Annotated in this window: 14 protein-coding genes; 7 read left to right on the top strand and 7 right to left on the bottom strand. The window is 45.6% G+C overall.

Translation table 11 applies throughout. The features are described from left to right. Both CHA6605_RS26935 and secA read left to right on the top strand, forming a co-directional pair. Positions 1–369 (top strand): DUF2834 domain-containing protein, encoded by a 369-nt coding sequence (locus tag CHA6605_RS26935; RefSeq protein WP_015162533.1) that lies wholly within the window; start codon positions 1–3, stop codon positions 367–369. A gap of 231 nt (positions 370–600) precedes the next feature. Further along, a complete protein-coding gene (gene secA / locus CHA6605_RS26930) occupies positions 601–3,396 on the top strand; it encodes a preprotein translocase subunit SecA (protein WP_015162532.1) in 2,796 nt (931 codons plus the stop codon). Between the two features lie 7 nt (positions 3,397–3,403). Here secA and CHA6605_RS26925 read toward each other — a convergent pair whose 3' ends face one another. The 5 genes from CHA6605_RS26925 to CHA6605_RS26905 all read right to left on the bottom strand — a co-directional run bounded on the left by CHA6605_RS26925 (position 3,404) and on the right by CHA6605_RS26905 (position 9,164). Further along, complete coding sequence (locus CHA6605_RS26925; RefSeq protein WP_232432333.1) at positions 3,404–4,774, bottom strand: prolyl oligopeptidase family serine peptidase; 1,371 nt, start codon at positions 4,772–4,774, stop codon at positions 3,404–3,406. Further along, on the bottom strand, positions 4,674–5,237 hold the full coding sequence (locus CHA6605_RS35910; protein WP_041548485.1) for a prolyl oligopeptidase family protein: 564 nt from the start codon (positions 5,235–5,237) through the stop codon (positions 4,674–4,676). The genes CHA6605_RS26925 and CHA6605_RS35910 overlap by 101 nt, the downstream gene beginning before the upstream one ends. Positions 5,238–5,288: 51 nt before the next feature. Further along, a complete protein-coding gene (locus CHA6605_RS26915; RefSeq protein ID WP_015162531.1) occupies positions 5,289–5,903 on the bottom strand; it encodes a shikimate kinase in 615 nt (204 codons plus the stop codon). Between the two features lie 233 nt (positions 5,904–6,136). Further along, entirely contained in the window at positions 6,137–8,245 is a 2,109-nt protein-coding gene (locus CHA6605_RS26910; protein ID WP_015162530.1) for a BamA/TamA family outer membrane protein, read from the bottom strand. A 175-nt stretch (positions 8,246–8,420) separates the two neighbouring features. After that, a complete protein-coding gene (locus CHA6605_RS26905; protein WP_015162529.1) occupies positions 8,421–9,164 on the bottom strand; it encodes a hypothetical protein in 744 nt (247 codons plus the stop codon). A 205-nt stretch (positions 9,165–9,369) separates the two neighbouring features. Between CHA6605_RS26905 and CHA6605_RS26900 the strand changes: the two genes are divergently transcribed. The 5 genes from CHA6605_RS26900 to CHA6605_RS26875 all read left to right on the top strand — a co-directional run bounded on the left by CHA6605_RS26900 (position 9,370) and on the right by CHA6605_RS26875 (position 13,915). Beyond that, positions 9,370–10,530, top strand: coding sequence for a sensor histidine kinase (locus CHA6605_RS26900; RefSeq protein ID WP_157260114.1), 1,161 nt, complete (start codon positions 9,370–9,372; stop codon positions 10,528–10,530). Positions 10,531–10,564: 34 nt separating this feature from the next. Continuing rightward, positions 10,565–11,158 carry a hypothetical protein gene (locus CHA6605_RS26895; protein ID WP_015162527.1) on the top strand — a complete coding sequence of 198 codons (594 nt, stop codon included), beginning with the start codon at positions 10,565–10,567 and terminating at the stop codon, positions 11,156–11,158. A 57-nt stretch (positions 11,159–11,215) separates the two neighbouring features. Next, positions 11,216–11,611 carry a hypothetical protein gene (locus CHA6605_RS26890; RefSeq protein WP_015162526.1) on the top strand — a complete coding sequence of 132 codons (396 nt, stop codon included), beginning with the start codon at positions 11,216–11,218 and terminating at the stop codon, positions 11,609–11,611. A gap of 79 nt (positions 11,612–11,690) precedes the next feature. Then, the gene (locus CHA6605_RS26885; RefSeq protein WP_015162525.1) at positions 11,691–12,350 is read left to right on the top strand and encodes a response regulator; all 660 of its coding nucleotides are present in this window, start codon (positions 11,691–11,693) and stop codon (positions 12,348–12,350) included. Between the two features lie 242 nt (positions 12,351–12,592). Next, positions 12,593–13,915 carry a leucine-rich repeat-containing protein kinase family protein gene (locus tag CHA6605_RS26875; RefSeq protein WP_015162524.1) on the top strand — a complete coding sequence of 441 codons (1,323 nt, stop codon included), beginning with the start codon at positions 12,593–12,595 and terminating at the stop codon, positions 13,913–13,915. Here CHA6605_RS26875 and CHA6605_RS26870 read toward each other — a convergent pair. Together CHA6605_RS26870 and CHA6605_RS26865 are read right to left on the bottom strand one after the other, a co-directional pair. Beyond that, positions 13,893–15,569: an ABC1 kinase family protein gene (locus CHA6605_RS26870; RefSeq protein ID WP_015162523.1), complete on the bottom strand. Its 1,677-nt coding sequence runs from the start codon at positions 15,567–15,569 to the stop codon at positions 13,893–13,895. The two genes, CHA6605_RS26875 and CHA6605_RS26870, sit on opposite strands and share 23 nt — an antisense overlap. A gap of 774 nt (positions 15,570–16,343) precedes the next feature. Beyond that, a complete protein-coding gene (locus tag CHA6605_RS26865; RefSeq protein ID WP_015162522.1) occupies positions 16,344–17,384 on the bottom strand; it encodes an ABC transporter substrate-binding protein in 1,041 nt (346 codons plus the stop codon). Positions 17,385–17,507: the final 123 nt, after the last annotated feature.

Genomic DNA, 17,507 nt, shown 5'->3' with positions numbered 1-17,507 from the left:
ATGAAGATTGAAGACAAACTTATTTGTGCTACCTATGCCTCGATCGCGATTGTCGCATTACCAGCGACCTGGATTAATAATATTGCCTTCATGAGCCAGCCCAACAACGCTTCGATGACGGACTTCGTGCGTGCTGCATATGCAAATGCTGCCGCCGCTTCACTGTCTAACGACCTATTTTTACTCGCAGCCGCTGCCTGTATATTTATGGTAGTCGAAGGTCGGCGGGTGGGGGTGCGCTATGTATGGCTATACTTGCTGCTGTCGCCGCTCATTGCCATTAGCGTTACCTTTCCGCTCTTTCTCCTCGCCAGACACCTCAAGATTTCCGCAGAGCAGCCCAGCGCGACTGCGACTACAACCGTTTGAGATATTGCCAAACGCCAGAGCGTGATTTTCTGGTTCTATTTTATTAGATTGACTTTTTTCCTCATTCCCCTCTAGCCTCTACCTTCTACTCTTTACTCTCTACAGATCGGCATACCGCACACCCATAAACCAGTGGCTGATGATACCATAATATACATACGAAAGCTATGAAGATTTGAATACTTCAGCACTCATAAATTTTAGATTAAACTTCCCTACCGCTTGCCTCCTATGCTAAAAAGATTACTGGGTGACCCTAACGCACGCAAACTCAAAAAATATCAACCGCTCGTGGCTGAAATCAGTCTTCTAGAAGAGGAGATGCAGCAACTCAGTGACGAACAACTCAAAGGGAAAACAACAGAATTTAAACGCAGATTGGAGCAGGCAAATAATGACGAGGAAGAAAAGGAAATCCTCGAAGAAATTCTGCCTGAAGCTTTTGCGGTAGTCCGCGAAGCTGGTAAGCGCGTGCTTGGGTTGCGCCACTTTGACGTGCAAATGCTGGGGGGAATGGTACTTCATGAAGGCCAAATTGCCGAGATGAAGACTGGCGAAGGTAAAACTTTGGTAGCAACTCTTCCAGCTTATTTAAATGCCCTTACAGGCAAGGGCGTTCACGTCATTACCGTCAACGATTACCTAGCGCGACGGGATGCGGAGTGGATGGGGCAAGTTCACCGTTTCTTGGGGTTGTCGGTCGGACTGATCCAATCGGGGATGAATCCTCCAGAGCGGAAGAAAAACTATAGCTGCGATGTCACCTATGCCACCAACAGCGAATTGGGTTTTGACTATCTGCGGGATAATATGGCCGAAGCGATGGCGGAAGTTGTCCAACGTCCGTTTAACTTCTGCGTCATCGACGAAGTAGATTCAATTCTCATTGATGAAGCACGGACGCCGTTGATTATTTCCGGTCAAGTCGAACGTCCGACCGAAAAATATCTCCAAGCTGCCGATATTGCACGCGGTTTAAATAAAGAAAAGCACTATGAAGTAGACGAGAAAGCGCGAAACGTCCTACTTTCTGATGAAGGCTTCGCCGAAGCCGAGCGACTCTTGGGCGTAACGGATCTTTATGACGAAGCCGATCCGTGGGCGCATTATGTCTTTAATGCGATCAAAGCTAAAGAACTGTTTATCCGCGATACCCATTACATCATCATCAACGATGAAGTGACGATCGTCGATGAATTTACCGGACGGGTATTATCGGGACGCCGTTGGAGCGACGGTTTGCACCAAGCTGTCGAAGCTAAGGAAAAAGTCAAAATTCAGAACGAAACCCAAACCCTGGCGACGATTACTTATCAGAACTTCTTCCTGCTCTATCCTAAATTGGGCGGGATGACTGGAACGGCAAAAACCGAAGAAGTGGAACTGGAAAAAACCTACAAAATCCAGGTGACGGTAATGCCAACCAATCGGAAGAGTCAACGGTATGACTATCCCGATGTCGTGTACAAGACCGAAGAAGCCAAATGGCGCGCCGTCGCTCAAGAATGTGCAGAAATGCACGCGACTGGTCGTCCGGTACTCGTCGGTACCACCAGTATCGAAAAATCGGAGATTCTGTCCCAATTGCTGCATCAATTGGAAATTCCGCATCAGCTTCTGAATGCCAAACCAGAGAATGTCGAACGAGAATCGGAAATCGTCGCTCAAGCCGGACGTAAAGGTGCCGTCACGATCGCGACTAACATGGCAGGTCGGGGAACGGATATCATCTTAGGTGGTAACTCTGACTACATGGCGCGCCTGAAGCTGCGGGAATACCTAATGCCGCGCATCGTCGCACCAGAAGATGATGGCAACTTTAGCCCTGCGACAGTAGCTGCGGCACAGCAGAGCAAGGCTTCTGGACAAGGTTTTGGCGGCGGTAAAAAAGCGAAAACATGGAAAGCATCGCCCGATATTTTCCCCACCGAAATCTCTAAAGAAACCGAAGCATTACTCAAAGATGCCGTCAACTTTGCCGTCGGACACTACGGCGAACGGAGCTTATCCGAACTTGACGCCGAAGAAACCATCGCCGTCGCCTGCGAAAAAGCACCGACCGAAATCGAAGCCGTCCAAAAGCTACGGAATGCCTATAAAGCAATCCGCAAAGAGTACGATGCTTTTACATCTGTCGAACATGAGGAAGTGTTAGACAACGGTGGCTTGCACGTCATCGGTACCGAGCGTCACGAATCGCGGCGGGTAGATAACCAACTGCGGGGTCGTGCGGGTCGTCAAGGCGATAAAGGTTCCACTAAGTTCTTCCTCAGTTTAAAAGATCCGTTGATGCAAATCTTCGGTGGCGATCGAGTCAGTGGCTTAATGGATGCCTTCCGCGTCGAAGAAGACATGCCCATCGAGTCCAAAATGCTCACCAATAGCCTCGAAGGTGCCCAGAAAAAGGTCGAAACTTACTACTACGACATCCGCAAACAAGTATTTGAATACGACGAAGTGATGAACAATCAACGTCGCGCCATTTATGCAGAACGTCGTCGCGTCCTTGAAGGTCAAGACCTCAAGGAGCAAGTAGTTAAATATGCCGAACGGACGATGGACGATATCGTCAACGCCTACATCGACCCAGACTTACCACCTGAAGAATGGAACCTCGAAGGCTTAGTCTCTAAAGCACGAGAATTTGTCAATTTGTTTGACGATCTGACTCCTACCCAGATCGACGATATGAGCTACGATGAAATCAAAATCTTCATGCGTGAAGAAGTGCGCCGAGCCTATGATATCAAGGAATCTCAAATCGATCGAGTTCAAGCCGGACTCACCCGTCAAGCCGAACGTTTCTTCATCCTCCAACAAATCGATACTCTCTGGCGCGAACACCTCCAATCGATGGATGCTCTCCGCGAATCGGTCGGTTTGCGCGGTTACGGTCAAAAAGATCCGTTAATCGAGTATAAGCAAGAAGGTTATGAAATGTTCTTGGAAATGATGACCGATATTCGTCGAAATGTAGTCTACTCAATGTTCCAATTCACCCCCGAACGTCAAGCTCAGGCAGCTTAAGTAATATCTAGCATAAATGAAACCCAACATTGAGATCGATGTTGGGTTTCATGCTTAAAAATTGCCACATCATAAAAGCGAATATATCGGCGCGTTCCTGAACGATCTGGGTTTTCGTCGAACCAATGCCATGCCCTGCTTCATAATCTATCCGCAGCAACACAGGTTTACCACTTGCCGATGCAGTTTGAACTCTGGCGGCAAACTTCGCTGATTGCCACGGCTCTACACGCGGATCTGTAATACCATGAGTAATTAACATTGCTGGATAATTGATACCATCACGAACGTGTAAAAACGCATCCATTTCGTAGAGAGCCTGAAAACCTGCTTCAGTCTCACAACTACCAAACTCAGGGGTATTATTCACCCCATTTGGTGTTGTTTCAAGCCGGACTGAATTCAGGCAACCTACCCGTGGAATTGCCACCGCAAATAGATCGGGACGCTCGGTAATCGCTCTACCGATTAAGATGCCGCCAGCACTTGTGCCTTCACCCGCTAGTTTGGCTGGTGAAGTATATTTTTGCTCGACGAGATATTCAGCACAAGCGATAAAATCTTTCCAAGTATTTGGCTTGGTTTGTTGAAATCCAGCGCGATACCATTCTTCTCCATTCTCACCGCCACCGCGCACATGAGCGATCGCAAATATACCTCCGCGCTCGTACCAAACATATTGAGTCTGTAGATAGAACGGGTCGAAGGAATAACCATAAGCACCATATCCCATCAACAAACATGGATTTGAACCATCTAGCTCGATCCCCTGTTTGTGAATAATTGACAGTGGTACCATCGTGCCATCATGAGATTTTACTGTTACTTCTGTCGCAACTAAATCGTGGGGAGCATCATATTTTCCTTTAGATTGAAATACTATATCTGTGAACAAATCTGTTGTGGGATGGTATTGATAATAGCGATCGACTTGTGTCCAAGATCCGATGATAATCGTTAATCCATCTATATGAAAATCTTTTTTGATAAATTCAGCTATACCATCAAATGGTAATTTTAATTTCGCTATTGTACCATCATAGGTAATCCGAGTTACCTTGCTAATGCCATTGTCTGAGACTCTTATATATAACGCATCATTAGCCGCAAACATATCTTTGATAATCGAATCACTCTCAGCCAGCACAGTTTCGGCAGTGGATAAGTCGGGTTTAACTAATGATGTTTTAATAATCTTGAAGCGAGGTGCATTCTTGGAAGTTAGCAGGTACAGATCGTTCTCATGAGTAACAAAGTGCCTAATTTCATCGGTAGCATCACAGATTTTTATCCACTCTGGCATGTTTTGGATAAGTGCCGAAAGCTTGGAAATATGTAGTTCGATATTGCGTTGCGTACCATAGAAAAAAAGTGCGATCGCGTAGCCGGAATCCGAAAATGAGATAGATGACATATTTACCATCCCATGATGGTTTAAAGTCATTGATGGCGTATTTGTGGCCAGTTTCCAGCCCAAATCTGTCAGGATCGACCAACAAAATTTCTGCACTATCCAGACTCGATCGCATGTAGAGTTTGGCGACATCCTCTTGTACTTCGATCTTGAGATAGAAAATGTTGCCGTTAGCTAGCCGCATGATGCCATATACCTTAGCGGGAACCGAACCATCTAATTCCCTCATTCGATCGAAAAAAGCATCCCGTTCGGGTAGTTGTGCTAGAGTCTCGATCGTGTAGTCAGCCTGCGCTTTCACCCACTGCTGTACGGCTGGATCGTTGAAATTTTCCATGTAGCGATAGTTATCGATGACATCTGTGCCAAAGTAGTTATCAGTAACTGGTTGAATTGGTGCGATCGGTTGGTTGTTGATTTCAGTCATATTAGATTTAAAGATTGTTTTAGGTGGTGACGATCGGGCGGAAAAAAACTTCTAACGATTCTGTTCAATCGAAGATGTAACCATTCGATCGATAATCTCCTCACAGGTCTCCATTGGTGTTTTACCTTCAGTGAAAATGGTCATTGTTGCTAAGTCATGATTGCAACTATCTTTGACCCAGTGTGCGATGAAATCATAGCCATCTTTAATCCAGTCACTTCCACGCTCCGACATACATCGCTCCTTTAGGATGCGAACCGATCGATCCAAATCGGCACAAGGCAGTAATAAGATGACATTGGGGCACGAGGAGATCGCCTGTTTGACTCGATCGAACATGACAGGATTTTCATAGTGTGTATGTCCGGCTCCCAGATCTAAAACGACGCGCCCACATTCTGACATGACGCGCTCGACTGCGTAAACTCGGACTGGCTCCCACTGCCGATGAGTTGCCAGAAAGCCCTGTTCGGCTCGCAGTTGCTGAAATACAGCAATGCCAAAATTGCACTCATTGTAATAAGGTTCGGCGATACCATCCATCGATACACTGGGCAGGTTTAATCGCTTGGATAGCAATAATCCTATAGTACTTTTACCAGCTCCAGTTGGCCCAATAAGGATAGATGCGGGAGCCGCTAATGCGATCGGTTCCACTAAGTCCATATCTGTTTTTTTGATGTTTATTTAGCTACTTTTGAACATCTGGGTAAAGAATCGATCGACTTTAGCTGTTATGGATGACATGGAGTTTAATCATTATTGGTCATAATGCCCTCGATTGAAATCGGGGCTAGTGCTGCAAAGTCCGCCTACGCGGACTGGATTTCCTAGTCCGCGTAGGCGGACTTTACAACATTAGCGGGGGTTTCTAACCCCACGGCGATGTCGAACTTTATTTAAAATCTCTCTCCCAATCCGAATTGAATCCGCGTTTCTTTGAGATCGTTGATGGCATAATCGAGACGTAAGGGGCCGATCGGCGATTGAAAGCGCACGCCAGCACCATAGCCAAACCCATTCCCTGGTTTGCTCCGCGCGCCTGCGGGATTGCCAGGAACGCTGCTACCCGTCCCCAGATCGGTACCGTAGTCGGCGAAGATCCCCAAACCGAAGAAGGAGACGATCGGGAATCGATATTCGGCGGTAGCTTGAAGATAGCTGCGTCCCGAACCGACATCGCCATCTTCGTACCCACGCACGCCCGATGTACCGCCGAGACTAAATGCTTCGTAGGGTGGCAAATCGCCCAAAATCGTCCCACCTTGAACGTTGAATAGCAGCGATTGACTGCCTGGTGACAGGTTTATCAATTTCATGGGGACGTATTGGGTAAAACTCGCTCTGGCTTTGGTCATGGTGATGTTGCCTAGTCCGACTGGTACGGATTGGTCTACCCCCAATTTGAGCAGGGAGCCTTGCGTCGGATCGCTAAAACTGTCGCGGGCATCTTTGGTTACTCCCAATTGCAACATCAACAGATCGTCTTGTCCGGTTTTGCTAAAGCTCAGATCGTTACCGCCAGAGTCTTTGGGCACGATCGATCCACCATTGATATCGCGGGTGGAGACGCGCTGATACTGTACCCCCAGGGAACCCCGCCAGCCACCGTTATTGTAAGGATCGCCATCGAGGGGACGATTGAAAGTAATGCCGCCACCAGTGCGGAGAATTGTGGGGGTATCGCTGGTGGTTCCTGGTACGGATAGGGGTGTTTTACCGCCGCTAAAGACGAAGGATGTCGATTGACGCGCGAAGGCATTGACGGTATATGATGTGCGATGCGGATCGGTGGCAATCCAGGGATCGGTGAAGTTCAGTTCGCCTAACAAACCTGTGGTACCTGTTTGAGCGTTCGCACTCAAGGTTTGAGCATTGCCGCCGACATCGAGCTGGTTGTAATTCAGGCTGGCAAAAAAGCCGTTAATGGAGCTATAGCCAGCATTTGGCACGATCGAGAAATTTTTGCCGCGTTCGATGACATCATACTGGAGGACGACTTTAGCCGGATCGCTCCCTGGTGCGAAGGAGACGCGCACGTCGTCGAATAAACCCAAGCCATAGATCCGGCGCAGATCTTTTTCGACGGTGTTGCGATTGAAGATCGTCCCCGATTTAGACTGGGCTTCGCGGACGATAATAAAGGGTCGAGTTTGTCCCGGATAAGGTTGTTTATTCTCATCTACAGCCTCGCCTTTTTTATTGAGGAATCGCACGCGCACATCTTCGATCGATCCTTCGGCGACGACGACAGTTAGCTTGCCATCGGGATTGAGTTCTTCGATATCGACGACTTGGGCGAGATTGTAGCCTTGGGTTTGATAGAGTTGGTTTAATTTGTCGATCGTGGTTTTGAATTCGATCGCGTTTAATCTTTTGCCATATTGTGGCTTGAATATTTCCTCAATCGCGGCTGGATTGAGAATGCTGATAATAGTGGCTGGCAGGGTTTTAAGCTGTACTTGAGAAAGAGTGCCGTAGGTTTTGACCAAAAAGTTAATTTTCACGCCTTTGGCGGTATCTTCGGGCACGATCTGGACGGTGGCAAAGTCGCCTAGAGCCTTGACGGCATTTAGGTTCTGCTCTAATTGGCTGCGTGTGGTGGGTTTGCCGATTTCGATCGTCAGCACTTGGCGAATTTTGGCGGCTAAGGCTGGTTCTAGCACACCTCGATCTGCGGTAATAACGATATCGGCAACGATGACTTGTGGTTCGGGATTCGTCGATGCTGGCGTCTGCGCGCTCGACGGTTTAGCCGGAGGAATGGTACTTGCTGGTTGTTGGCGGGTGGCTGGTTTGCGCGATTTGCGTTTTGATTTGGCGATAAGTTCGGTTGCGCTGGGGATGTCTTTGGTTGTGTCGATCCGATTGCGATTTAGGGTTAAGTTAGCTAAGTTGCGCTCGGCAATTAATTTCCCATTCTGCCTCGATTCGGCATGTGCGATCGGGGGATTTGAGATGTGACTGAGGGTAGAGATCGTAGCTAATAAAAATAATTTCCAGCGCATGGTTTCGGTAAGGATAGATTAATAATATTGAGGATGCAAGTTGCTAGTTATAACCCAAGCGGTTAGAAACCGCTCCTCATGTTGCGAAGTCCGCCTACGCGGACTGATTAACTAGTCCGCCTACGCGGACTACGCAACATCAGCCACGACTAGAAGTCGTGGGCTAATCTGGCAATTAGCGATCGGGACAATTGGCTAATAACTTCTGGAGCTGCTGAGGTGCCTGACTTACCGTCGTCGATTGGGTGACGGGACAACCCATCCTAAAATTCTCGATCGAGCCGTCGGGTTTAAAATTAACTGTCACAGGTACCGAACCACGCTCGAACACGCCTAAATAGTTACTAGCATCTTTTTTAAGAACTTTGCGATAATTTCCCAGCCATTGTTTGAGACTGACAAATAATTGATTGGGTTTACCATTACTCCCCACATTCGTCTTAAAAGATCGATCGACAGCCGCCTGTGCTGCTACTTGTGCTGCTGCATTGGGTTCGTTCCTTTTCTCGACTAAACTAATGCCTGCTATTCTGCCAAATTTATCGATATAAAATTGTGCGATGACGGCATCGGGTTCGGCGCGATCGAAAATAATCCGATATCGATCGTCGCCAATTGGTTGGACGGATTTATAATTGCCATAGCGCATCTTGCCCAACTTCAGCGACACATCGCGCTGAAACTGCACCGTATTTACATCAGAATTTTTATCCGCCGCCTTAAGAAATTCGGGCGTAAACCAACTCGCATCTAATTTAGGCGCAAGTATCAGTCGTTCTAATGCGGCTGTGGGTGTAATTCTAGCCGTGGTAACTGTTGGCTTGACACTCGTCGGATTGGGTTTGGCTACAACTACTATGGGCAATGTCATCCACAGCGAACCAGTTATTAGCAATACATAGGCTAGATAAATTTTCATACCGCAACCTCTTGAAGCAATCTTGTCAATACTAGTACTGGTGATAGCTCTAGCCGCACAAGTGTCACACGACAGCACATTTAGTAGAGAATAACTTAGTTTCTGCAAGCTGAGTATTCACTAAGGTCATACAAAATATGACTAAGGTCATACCGTTAGCTTTAGGGATAGAATTACAATCGAAGCAAGTATCGATCTAGATAGTGTGACAAGTTTACCGCCAGTTTCTCTTAAAATGCGTCGCTCGCTCCTTGTCATCGAGCTATTTGCATTAGCATTCAGTATTTGGACAAATTTTGCAAATCCACATTTGCAAAAATCTCCACAAATGCTCGAACATACAATTTTATTTGTGTTGATATTTACGCCATCGATCGTATTTCTACCTGTCGATCGCCCGCTCTGGCAAAGAAGATTTTATATCATTCTATCAATGCTAAGCGTCATCATTACTGATTATTATGAGTTTACTAGTTTTTGTCTGTTTGGTACTTTTTTATTGAAGGGATGTTTTTTATTACCTCGAAAAGAAGTAGCTACAATCGCGATGTTTTGTTGGATTGTCAGTAGTAGTAGCTATGCTATCCGCGTCCCAGAAATTATCCATCGAGTGCAGCACACCGATATCAAACTATATTTAAATTCACCCAGACTAGTTACTGGTTACACCGCCAGTTATTTTGGTAATTCTATTTTTGTTTTGTTACTAGGTACTATTTGGACGGAAGAACAAAAGTCGCGCCAAAAAGCAGATCGACTGTCGCAACAAGTAGAAACTCTCGCGACAGATTTAGAACGCAATAGAATCGCTCGCGATATTCACGATACATTGGGACATTCACTCACATCGTTAGACGTGCAAATCGAACTCGCGCAAAGAATCCAAGCCACCGAGCCAGAAAGAGCGCAACAATCGATCGATCTAGCCAAAAAACTTAGCTCCCAAGCCCTCGATAACGTCCGCCAAGCCTTGGGAACGATGAAGCGTTCTAATTTTGACCTCACCGAAGCTATCTTCGCGCTAGCGGAGCAAAACCTGCCATTTGAGGTACATGTCGATGTGCGCTTCCCGCCGTTATCGCTCCAGTCGAGCTATCAGCTCTACTGCATCGTCCAAGAATCGCTGACAAATATTCAGAAACACGCTCACGCAAATCGAGTTACAATCGAGAGTACGATCGTCAATCGCGGTACGATTTTGGATATCTGTGACAATGGCAAAGGATTCGACTTAGATCGCCCTCACGCTGGGTTTGGCTTAAGAAATATGAAAGAACGCGTGCAATGTCTGGGTGGAGAATTTAATCTCGATAGTGAAGTCGGACGAGGTACCCGAATTAAAATATTCGTACCTGCATCTAGCTAAAATTGTCGCTCGATAACTATAATTTTCTAGCACAGTGTATATCGCCAATAACCCTAATCCAATTTATCCAGATACACATCATTTAGGCTTGGAGTTGGACAAGTCACAAATAGAACTAGCCGCGAAACTGCTGAATCGTCAGATTGTATTTACCGATCGAGAAGGTTTCGAGCGAGAAATAGAAGCAGCTAGCGTTCATCCTGACAACAAGCAAATAGTTTATCTCGAACGATGGGAAAAACCTGAAGATATCTGGGGTTTTGTCGAGATTTATTACTTAATCTACCATGTTAATAATAAAGGAGTTAGCAAGAGTGTAGGTATTGAATCATATAATTATTATTTTGGTTGCCGCATTCGCTATATTGCTTGGTTCGATGAGTTAACAGCAGTTCTGATTTACAAAGAAAAACATTCATATTATCTCTATATCATCACTAATATGTGGCCGCCCAAGTTTGTCGAGATAGAGTATGATTGGCAAATTATTAATTCAATTCTTTTTTACAGAGACTATAAAGCTAATACTGTCTCTCGATTAATGTTGCCAGATTTAACAGCAATCGCGCCACTGACACTCTCCCAAGCACAGGAATTAGGATTTGTTATTGATGATGATAAATCCTAATGACCGAGAGGTATCTACTTACCAATAAGCGTTTATATCTAGATCTCGTATACACTCATGAAACTCGAAAAATTATCCCAACTCAAAGAAAAGCTGCAAAAAGAGACAGATCTCTCTAAAATTTGGTTATATTATATGGATGAATTTGGCGATCGCCCAGAGTTTAGCGATCTCGGCGAGCCAGTTCGACAAGAATTTCTCTTGAATGTCATCGCACAGGTATGTCAACAAATCTTCGGCAAACCTACCAACATCGATGATATTTTAACAATTTACATTAAAGAATATCAATTTTACCATGCACCTTTCATCGCAAACAAACATATTGGCGGAGTAATTTTCTTTGAAGATATTAACACGGGGTTAATAGCTGTTACATCTGCTGCTAGTAACTTAGCAAAATATTCACGGTTTACAGGAATAGCTAAATCCGATCGAAACGATCGCAATTAATTTTCTCTACTTAATGTGAAGTGATTTAACTATCGATCGGTATCACCAATCTCCTCAATTATCAACGATCGACTAACGTATGATTCGCTTACTATTGGTTGATGACCTAGTTATTTTCAGGCAAGGATTAGCGGCACTAATTAACCTCGAACCAGATATTGAAATTGTTGGCGAAGCTGGCAACGGTGAAGAGGCAATTTTGCTTGCCGAAACGCTACGTCCTGACGTAATTTTGATGGATGTGCGAATGCCGATCTGTAATGGGGTAGAAGCCACAAAAGTCATTCATCAGCGATTTCCGTGGATTAGAATCATGGTGTTGACGACGTTTGATGAAGATGAATATATCTGTCAGTCGCTCCAAAATGGCGCGCTGGGCTATATCCTCAAAAGTACACCATCCCAACAGTTAGCAACGACGATTCGCAGTCTCGATCGCGGTTTCGGACAACTAGATCCGGCGATCGCATTGAAAGTATTCGCACGCATTCCCGAACGAGCGGTAACACCATCGCCGACATTAGCTATTTTAGAACATTTCAATCACAGTGAGATTGAAATTCTCAAGCAAATTGGTAAGGGTAAAAGCAATCGAGAAATTGCTAAAGATTTACATCTGACGGAAGGAACTGTCAAAAACTACGTCACGAATATTCTCACTTGTTTGAATTTACGCGACAGATTACAAATCGCTCTCTGGGTATCTCAAAATATCACAGATTCATTCACGCAAATATAGATAATTCACTAGTAATTAAACCGAACGCGCTGGAGCTAACTAATTTGTGTGGCTCGATCTCGATCGCCGCTAAATCGCAGAGTCGATCGTGTTTCTGGATTAACTCAGCTTCTTGTAAAGCTCGAACGATAGATATAAGGTGGCAGCATAGATATTTGCAGAGCATTTTTTGGTTTTGTAGTAGCTAAGTTCGCAACTACGATCTATGATGGCTAAGTTTAGGATAAACGAGTTACCGAGCTATGGAAACGATCGACTTGCTGCGCTCTGGTCAATTGCAGGGGATCAAACGACTAGATTTAGCTGCTAATTTGACAGAATTCCCGATTGAGATTTTCGATCTAGCAGATTCTTTAGAAATATTGAATCTGTCTGATAATAACTTACGGTCTTTACCTGAGAATTTAGATCGGCTACACCAGCTCAAAGTTATCTTTCTAAGTAACAACGATTTTGAGGAAATCCCTAGCGCAGTGGCAGATTGTCCGAGCTTATCCATGATAGGATTCAAATCTAACAAAATTAAGATCGTGGGCGAAAATAGATTACCGCTCAATTTGAGGTGGTTGATTTTGACGGACAATAAATTGGAACGGCTGCCAAATTCGATCGGGAAACTCCAACGCTTGCAAAAATTAATGCTCGCTGGAAATCAATTGCGATCGCTGCCAGATAAAATGGCGGCTTGTCAGAATTTAGAACTGATTAGACTGTCGGCAAATTGCCTCGAATCTTTGCCAAACTGGTTATTTACTTTGCCTCGGCTGTCGTGGTTGGCTTATGCGGGCAATCCGTGCTGTATTGCGAATCTATCGCCAACTGTAACCACCATTCCGTGGGCAGATTTGACTCTTTCGGATACCTTGGGTGAAGGTGCTTCTGGGGTGATTTCCAAGGGTGTCTGGGAGTCATCAACGCAGCCGCCCACTAATGTCGCCATCAAGATTTTTAAAGGCGCGATGACCAGCGATGGTGTACCAGCAGATGAAATGAATGCTTGTATGGCTGCTGGCGAACATCCGCATTTGGTTGGTGCATTGGGTAAAATTGTCGATTGCCCTAACGATAGATTGGGTTTGATGTTGTCATTAATTCCCCCCGATTATCGCAATCTAGGCAACCCGCCGAATTTGGATACATGTACTAGAGATACCTATGCTGCGGGGACATCTTTTTCGGTAGCCAAACTTTTAAAAATCGCCATCGGGATCTGTGCGGCGGCGGATCGTCTTCACTCCCAAGGCATAATGCACGGCGATTTATACGCTCACAATATTCTGGTAAATCGAAGTGGGCATAGCTTGTTAGGCGATTTTGGTGCCGCTTCTAGCTACGATCGTAACGATCCGATCTTGGGTACGGCATTGGAAAGATTGGAAGTCAGAGCATTTGGTTGTCTATTAGAAGATTTACTCGATCGCTGTCAATTGCTAGATGACAATCCAGCAAAGTTGACATTAAATAAGTTATGCCAAGATTGTTTACAGTCCATTCCTGCTAAGAGGCCGTTATTTAGAGAAATCGAGCGAGTATTATCTGCAATCAAAGTAAATTTCCAGACCTAATAATTTTCACAATTAACCATAACCCTAGAATACTTGCCGTGCCAAACAGCACATTACTTAGCAGTTGCAATTGTGAAGTTTGGGCATTTGCCGAAACGATCGCGGCTCCGACGACTAAAGAGCCGACTACCGTACTAAAGGATCGCCGATTAGCTGCATCATCGATGCTATTTTGGATGCCATCTAAGTCTTTAATCGTGATATTTAGCTTCAACGTTTCGGAGCTAAATCGATCGAGTAAAAATCCTAATTGTCGCGGCGATTGCATCGAGAGATTTTTTAATTCTAAGCCCGTTCTAAGTAGCGATTGGATCAGATCGTCGCCGAAAAGTTGCCGCTGGAACATGTCATTCATTAGCGGACGAACTTCTTCAAATAAATTGACTTCGGGATTAAATTGTCGTCCGACGCCCTCTAAATTGGCTAAGGATTTGGCAAATAGACCGATATTACTCGGCCAGCGCAGGTTGTTGCGGCGCGCAGCTTGAAGGATCTCGGCGAAAGCTTCGCTGGCATTCATATTCTGCAAGCTGATATTGTTATATTTGTGCAGCAGGCGATCGTAATCCCATTCTAGGCGAGAGAGATTGAGTTCGCCCATGGGTTCGGCCAGTTGCAGGGTAATTTGGGCGCAACGTTGGGCATCGCCATTGACGATCGCGAGAATCATTTCGACTAGAGCCGACTGGGTGCGAGCATCGAGTCGTCCCATCATGCCACAATCGAGAACGGCGACTCGCCCATCGTCGAGGTAGAAAAGGTTGCCGGGATGCGGATCGGCATGGAACAAGCCATCGACGAGATATTGCTGAAAGAAGGCGCGGAAACATAGGACGGTGAGTGCTTGACGCTCCTGTTGAATATCGCCGCCATGATTTTTACCCGTCAGCCGCGCGGCCAAAATTGGTACGCCATCCAACCATTGGAGCACCAAGACTTTCTGAGTCGATAACCGCCGATCGATCTCTGGCACCATAATTTTGGTGGTGTCAAACCACTTACCCGCCAGTAAATTTTGGCGGAGTGCCTCTGTATAGCGCGCTTCTTGAGTGAAATCTAGCTCCGATTGGAGGGCGGTACTAAATTCGGCAGCGAGGGAAACTAAGTCGTAACGTTTGCCAAAGTCAGTGCCAGAGAGCAGCTTGGCGATCTGCTTAATCATGGCAATATCCCTAGTCACCAAGCGATCGATCCCCGGACGCTGGACTTTGATGGCGACGATCCGACCATCTTTGAGAATTGCACGATGGGTTTGAGCGATCGATCCGGCGGCGACAGGGACAATATCGATCTGGCTGAAAATTTCTGAAGGTGGTTGCGCGAGTTGTTCGATCAAGATTGTTTCGATCTCACGCCAATCGATCGGCGGCACATTCGATTGGAGTTCGCTCAGAGCCTCGATATATTCCAGCGGTAACAGATCCGGACGGGTACTGAGCAATTGTCCTAGCTTGACATAAACAGGACCCAAATCGACCAAAATACTGCGGAGAATTTCTGGTGGTGGGACATCGACTCGATTCTCTGCTGTCGCGTCTCCACCCACGGCTTTGCCCATAGTCAGGATTTGGCGCATGAAGTCCCAGCCATGGTGCAATAGGATTTCTAATATCTCCCGCTGGCGAGAACTATCGATCTTGGTAAGAGCTTGCATGAGCGAATAAATCCTGTGAATATCAATTGTGCGACTTAAGACAATCTCGACAGTATCTATCTGAAACCGTGACGTGCCGCTAAAACACCTCTACTAGCGGCGTTCTAGAGAGTCAGCCGGGGCAATATCGATCGTCACTCCATCGCGCAAGTTGCGCAGATAGTTACTATTAACTATTGTATCTAAATCTTAGTTTGAGCGGGTATGGCAATCTGCGGCGCGCTCTCTCAAAGGCGTGTAGCGGCAATTCATGAAGCGACGCGCTAAACCTAGTAGTCTACGGCGTAAATAAGGTTACTATTTTGCGGGGAGCGGCGGCTCGCGTTTCTGCTGTCTTGTCGCAATTGTATGGGCGGGAGCCTCCCGGCTGCGAGCCGCTGACGCACACAACCGGGAGGTTCCCTCCGGGTCGTTGGCGGAGCCTTCCCGAAGGGAGCTGCGTCGCTGTCTCGCTTCTCTGCGGAGGAAACCTCCGCAGAGCGAGCCGCTACGCGGACTAATAATTCAGTCCGCGTAGGCGGACTTTGCATCACAAGCGGCGGTTTTAACCGCTGTGAATTTAGGTAGCAACTTGAGTTATCTAAGTAGATAAGTGCAATTATTTATAAAGTAGATTATGTCTAAAATCTAGCTGGTGGACAGTGCCCATCTTCCGCAATATTTTATATTTAATTATACCTATCTACTTACTCAATTTATAGCGAAAGATCGGGTCTATGACCCGATCTTTGAAAACGGCCTTCTACCTCCTGCCTTTGTCAACAGCACACTGAGTTATTTCCCCCTAGTTTTGGCAGCATAAGCCTTGACAAATCGATCGTCAAATATTTTACTTACATCTACTTGAGTTTTAATTAACTTATTCTCAAACAAAAATTTATTAGCTTCTGCGGCTGCTCGCGGTAAAGAGGTAGTATCTGTACCGGGTTTAAAAGCTTCTAGATTATCTTCTAAACTAAAGATTTTAGTCCCATCAAGATAATCTTTGTATTCTGCCATACTTACTCCCGCGCGTTTGGCCATAATTTGGTCGGCTTCATCTCGATACAAGCCTCTGTTGATGTGGCCCAGAGTAGCAAACCAACTATCGACTACGGCTTGAACTTTATCGGGGTGCTCTTTGACAAATTTACGCGTAAATACTAAATGATCGGAAATCGAACCGGGAAAATCTTTAGAACTAAATAGTTCCCTACTGCCAGGTCTTTTTAAAGCCTTGGTCGTAAACGGTGCAAATACTGCGGCTGCATCTACTTGACCAGCGACAAAAGCATCCGCAGCTTTACTTGTTTCTAACGGTACAAACTGAATATCTTTCATAGTCATATTGACTCTTTTGAGAGCTTGTACTAACAAGAAATGATCGACAGTACCTTCTTCTGCTGCTACTTTTTTACCTTTAAGGTCTTTGACAGATTTAATTTGTTCGCTAATAATAATCTTGTCGTTACCAGTAGAATTATCATTGGTCAGTACTACTACTAAATCATTGCCACTAGCGATCGAGCTAATCGTATCTGCTAATGTTTGACTATTGGCATCGATACTGCCATTATTGAGCGCAGTAATCGAGTCAACATAACTATCGAACCATTTGAGGTTGACGCCAACTTTCGATCGGCCAAAAATTTCTTTTTCTTGTGCTACTTGCCATGGAAACCAACCCGGCCAAGCACTAAAACCTAATTTAACATCTCCGGGCTGTGGACTAACTGTGGCTTTAGGTTGACTGGTAGGACTATTATTACACCCAACAGTAACGACCAGACTGAGGAGAAAGATCGAGCTTGAAATTAGAATAGAACGTCGTTTCATATAAATATACTTGTGAAAGCAAGCCAGATTGTTAACAGTAAAGACAAGATGAGAGTGGGGATTCAAGCTACGTCGCTGGTGACACCAAGCCTTAAATGGCAACCGACAAACTCCATCTCTGAC

It is taken from the genome of Chamaesiphon minutus PCC 6605, from assembly GCF_000317145.1.
GTDB classification, from domain to species: domain Bacteria; phylum Cyanobacteriota; class Cyanobacteriia; order Cyanobacteriales; family Chamaesiphonaceae; genus Chamaesiphon; species Chamaesiphon minutus.
The sequence above is the reverse complement of the archived record's forward strand: the minus strand, read 5'-3'. Positions and strand labels throughout refer to the sequence as shown.

Excerpts from the sequence above, each read along its gene's own strand:
- CHA6605_RS35910 (WP_041548485.1), bottom strand. The coding sequence starts at position 5,237 with ATGACTGAAATCAACAACCAACCGATCGCACCAATTCAACCAGTTACT.
- CHA6605_RS26905 (WP_015162529.1), bottom strand. The coding sequence starts at position 9,164 with ATGAAAATTTATCTAGCCTATGTATTGCTAATAACTGGTTCGCTGTGG.
- CHA6605_RS26865 (WP_015162522.1), bottom strand. The coding sequence starts at position 17,384 with ATGAAACGACGTTCTATTCTAATTTCAAGCTCGATCTTTCTCCTCAGT.
- CHA6605_RS26870 (WP_015162523.1), bottom strand. The coding sequence starts at position 15,569 with ATGCAAGCTCTTACCAAGATCGATAGTTCTCGCCAGCGGGAGATATTA.
- secA (WP_015162532.1), top strand. The coding sequence starts at position 601 with ATGCTAAAAAGATTACTGGGTGACCCTAACGCACGCAAACTCAAAAAA.
- CHA6605_RS26935 (WP_015162533.1), top strand. The coding sequence starts at position 1 with ATGAAGATTGAAGACAAACTTATTTGTGCTACCTATGCCTCGATCGCG.
- CHA6605_RS26885 (WP_015162525.1), top strand. The coding sequence starts at position 11,691 with ATGATTCGCTTACTATTGGTTGATGACCTAGTTATTTTCAGGCAAGGA.
- CHA6605_RS26915 (WP_015162531.1), bottom strand. The coding sequence starts at position 5,903 with ATGGACTTAGTGGAACCGATCGCATTAGCGGCTCCCGCATCTATCCTT.
- CHA6605_RS26890 (WP_015162526.1), top strand. The coding sequence starts at position 11,216 with ATGAAACTCGAAAAATTATCCCAACTCAAAGAAAAGCTGCAAAAAGAG.
- CHA6605_RS26910 (WP_015162530.1), bottom strand. The coding sequence starts at position 8,245 with ATGCGCTGGAAATTATTTTTATTAGCTACGATCTCTACCCTCAGTCAC.
- CHA6605_RS26875 (WP_015162524.1), top strand. The coding sequence starts at position 12,593 with ATGGAAACGATCGACTTGCTGCGCTCTGGTCAATTGCAGGGGATCAAA.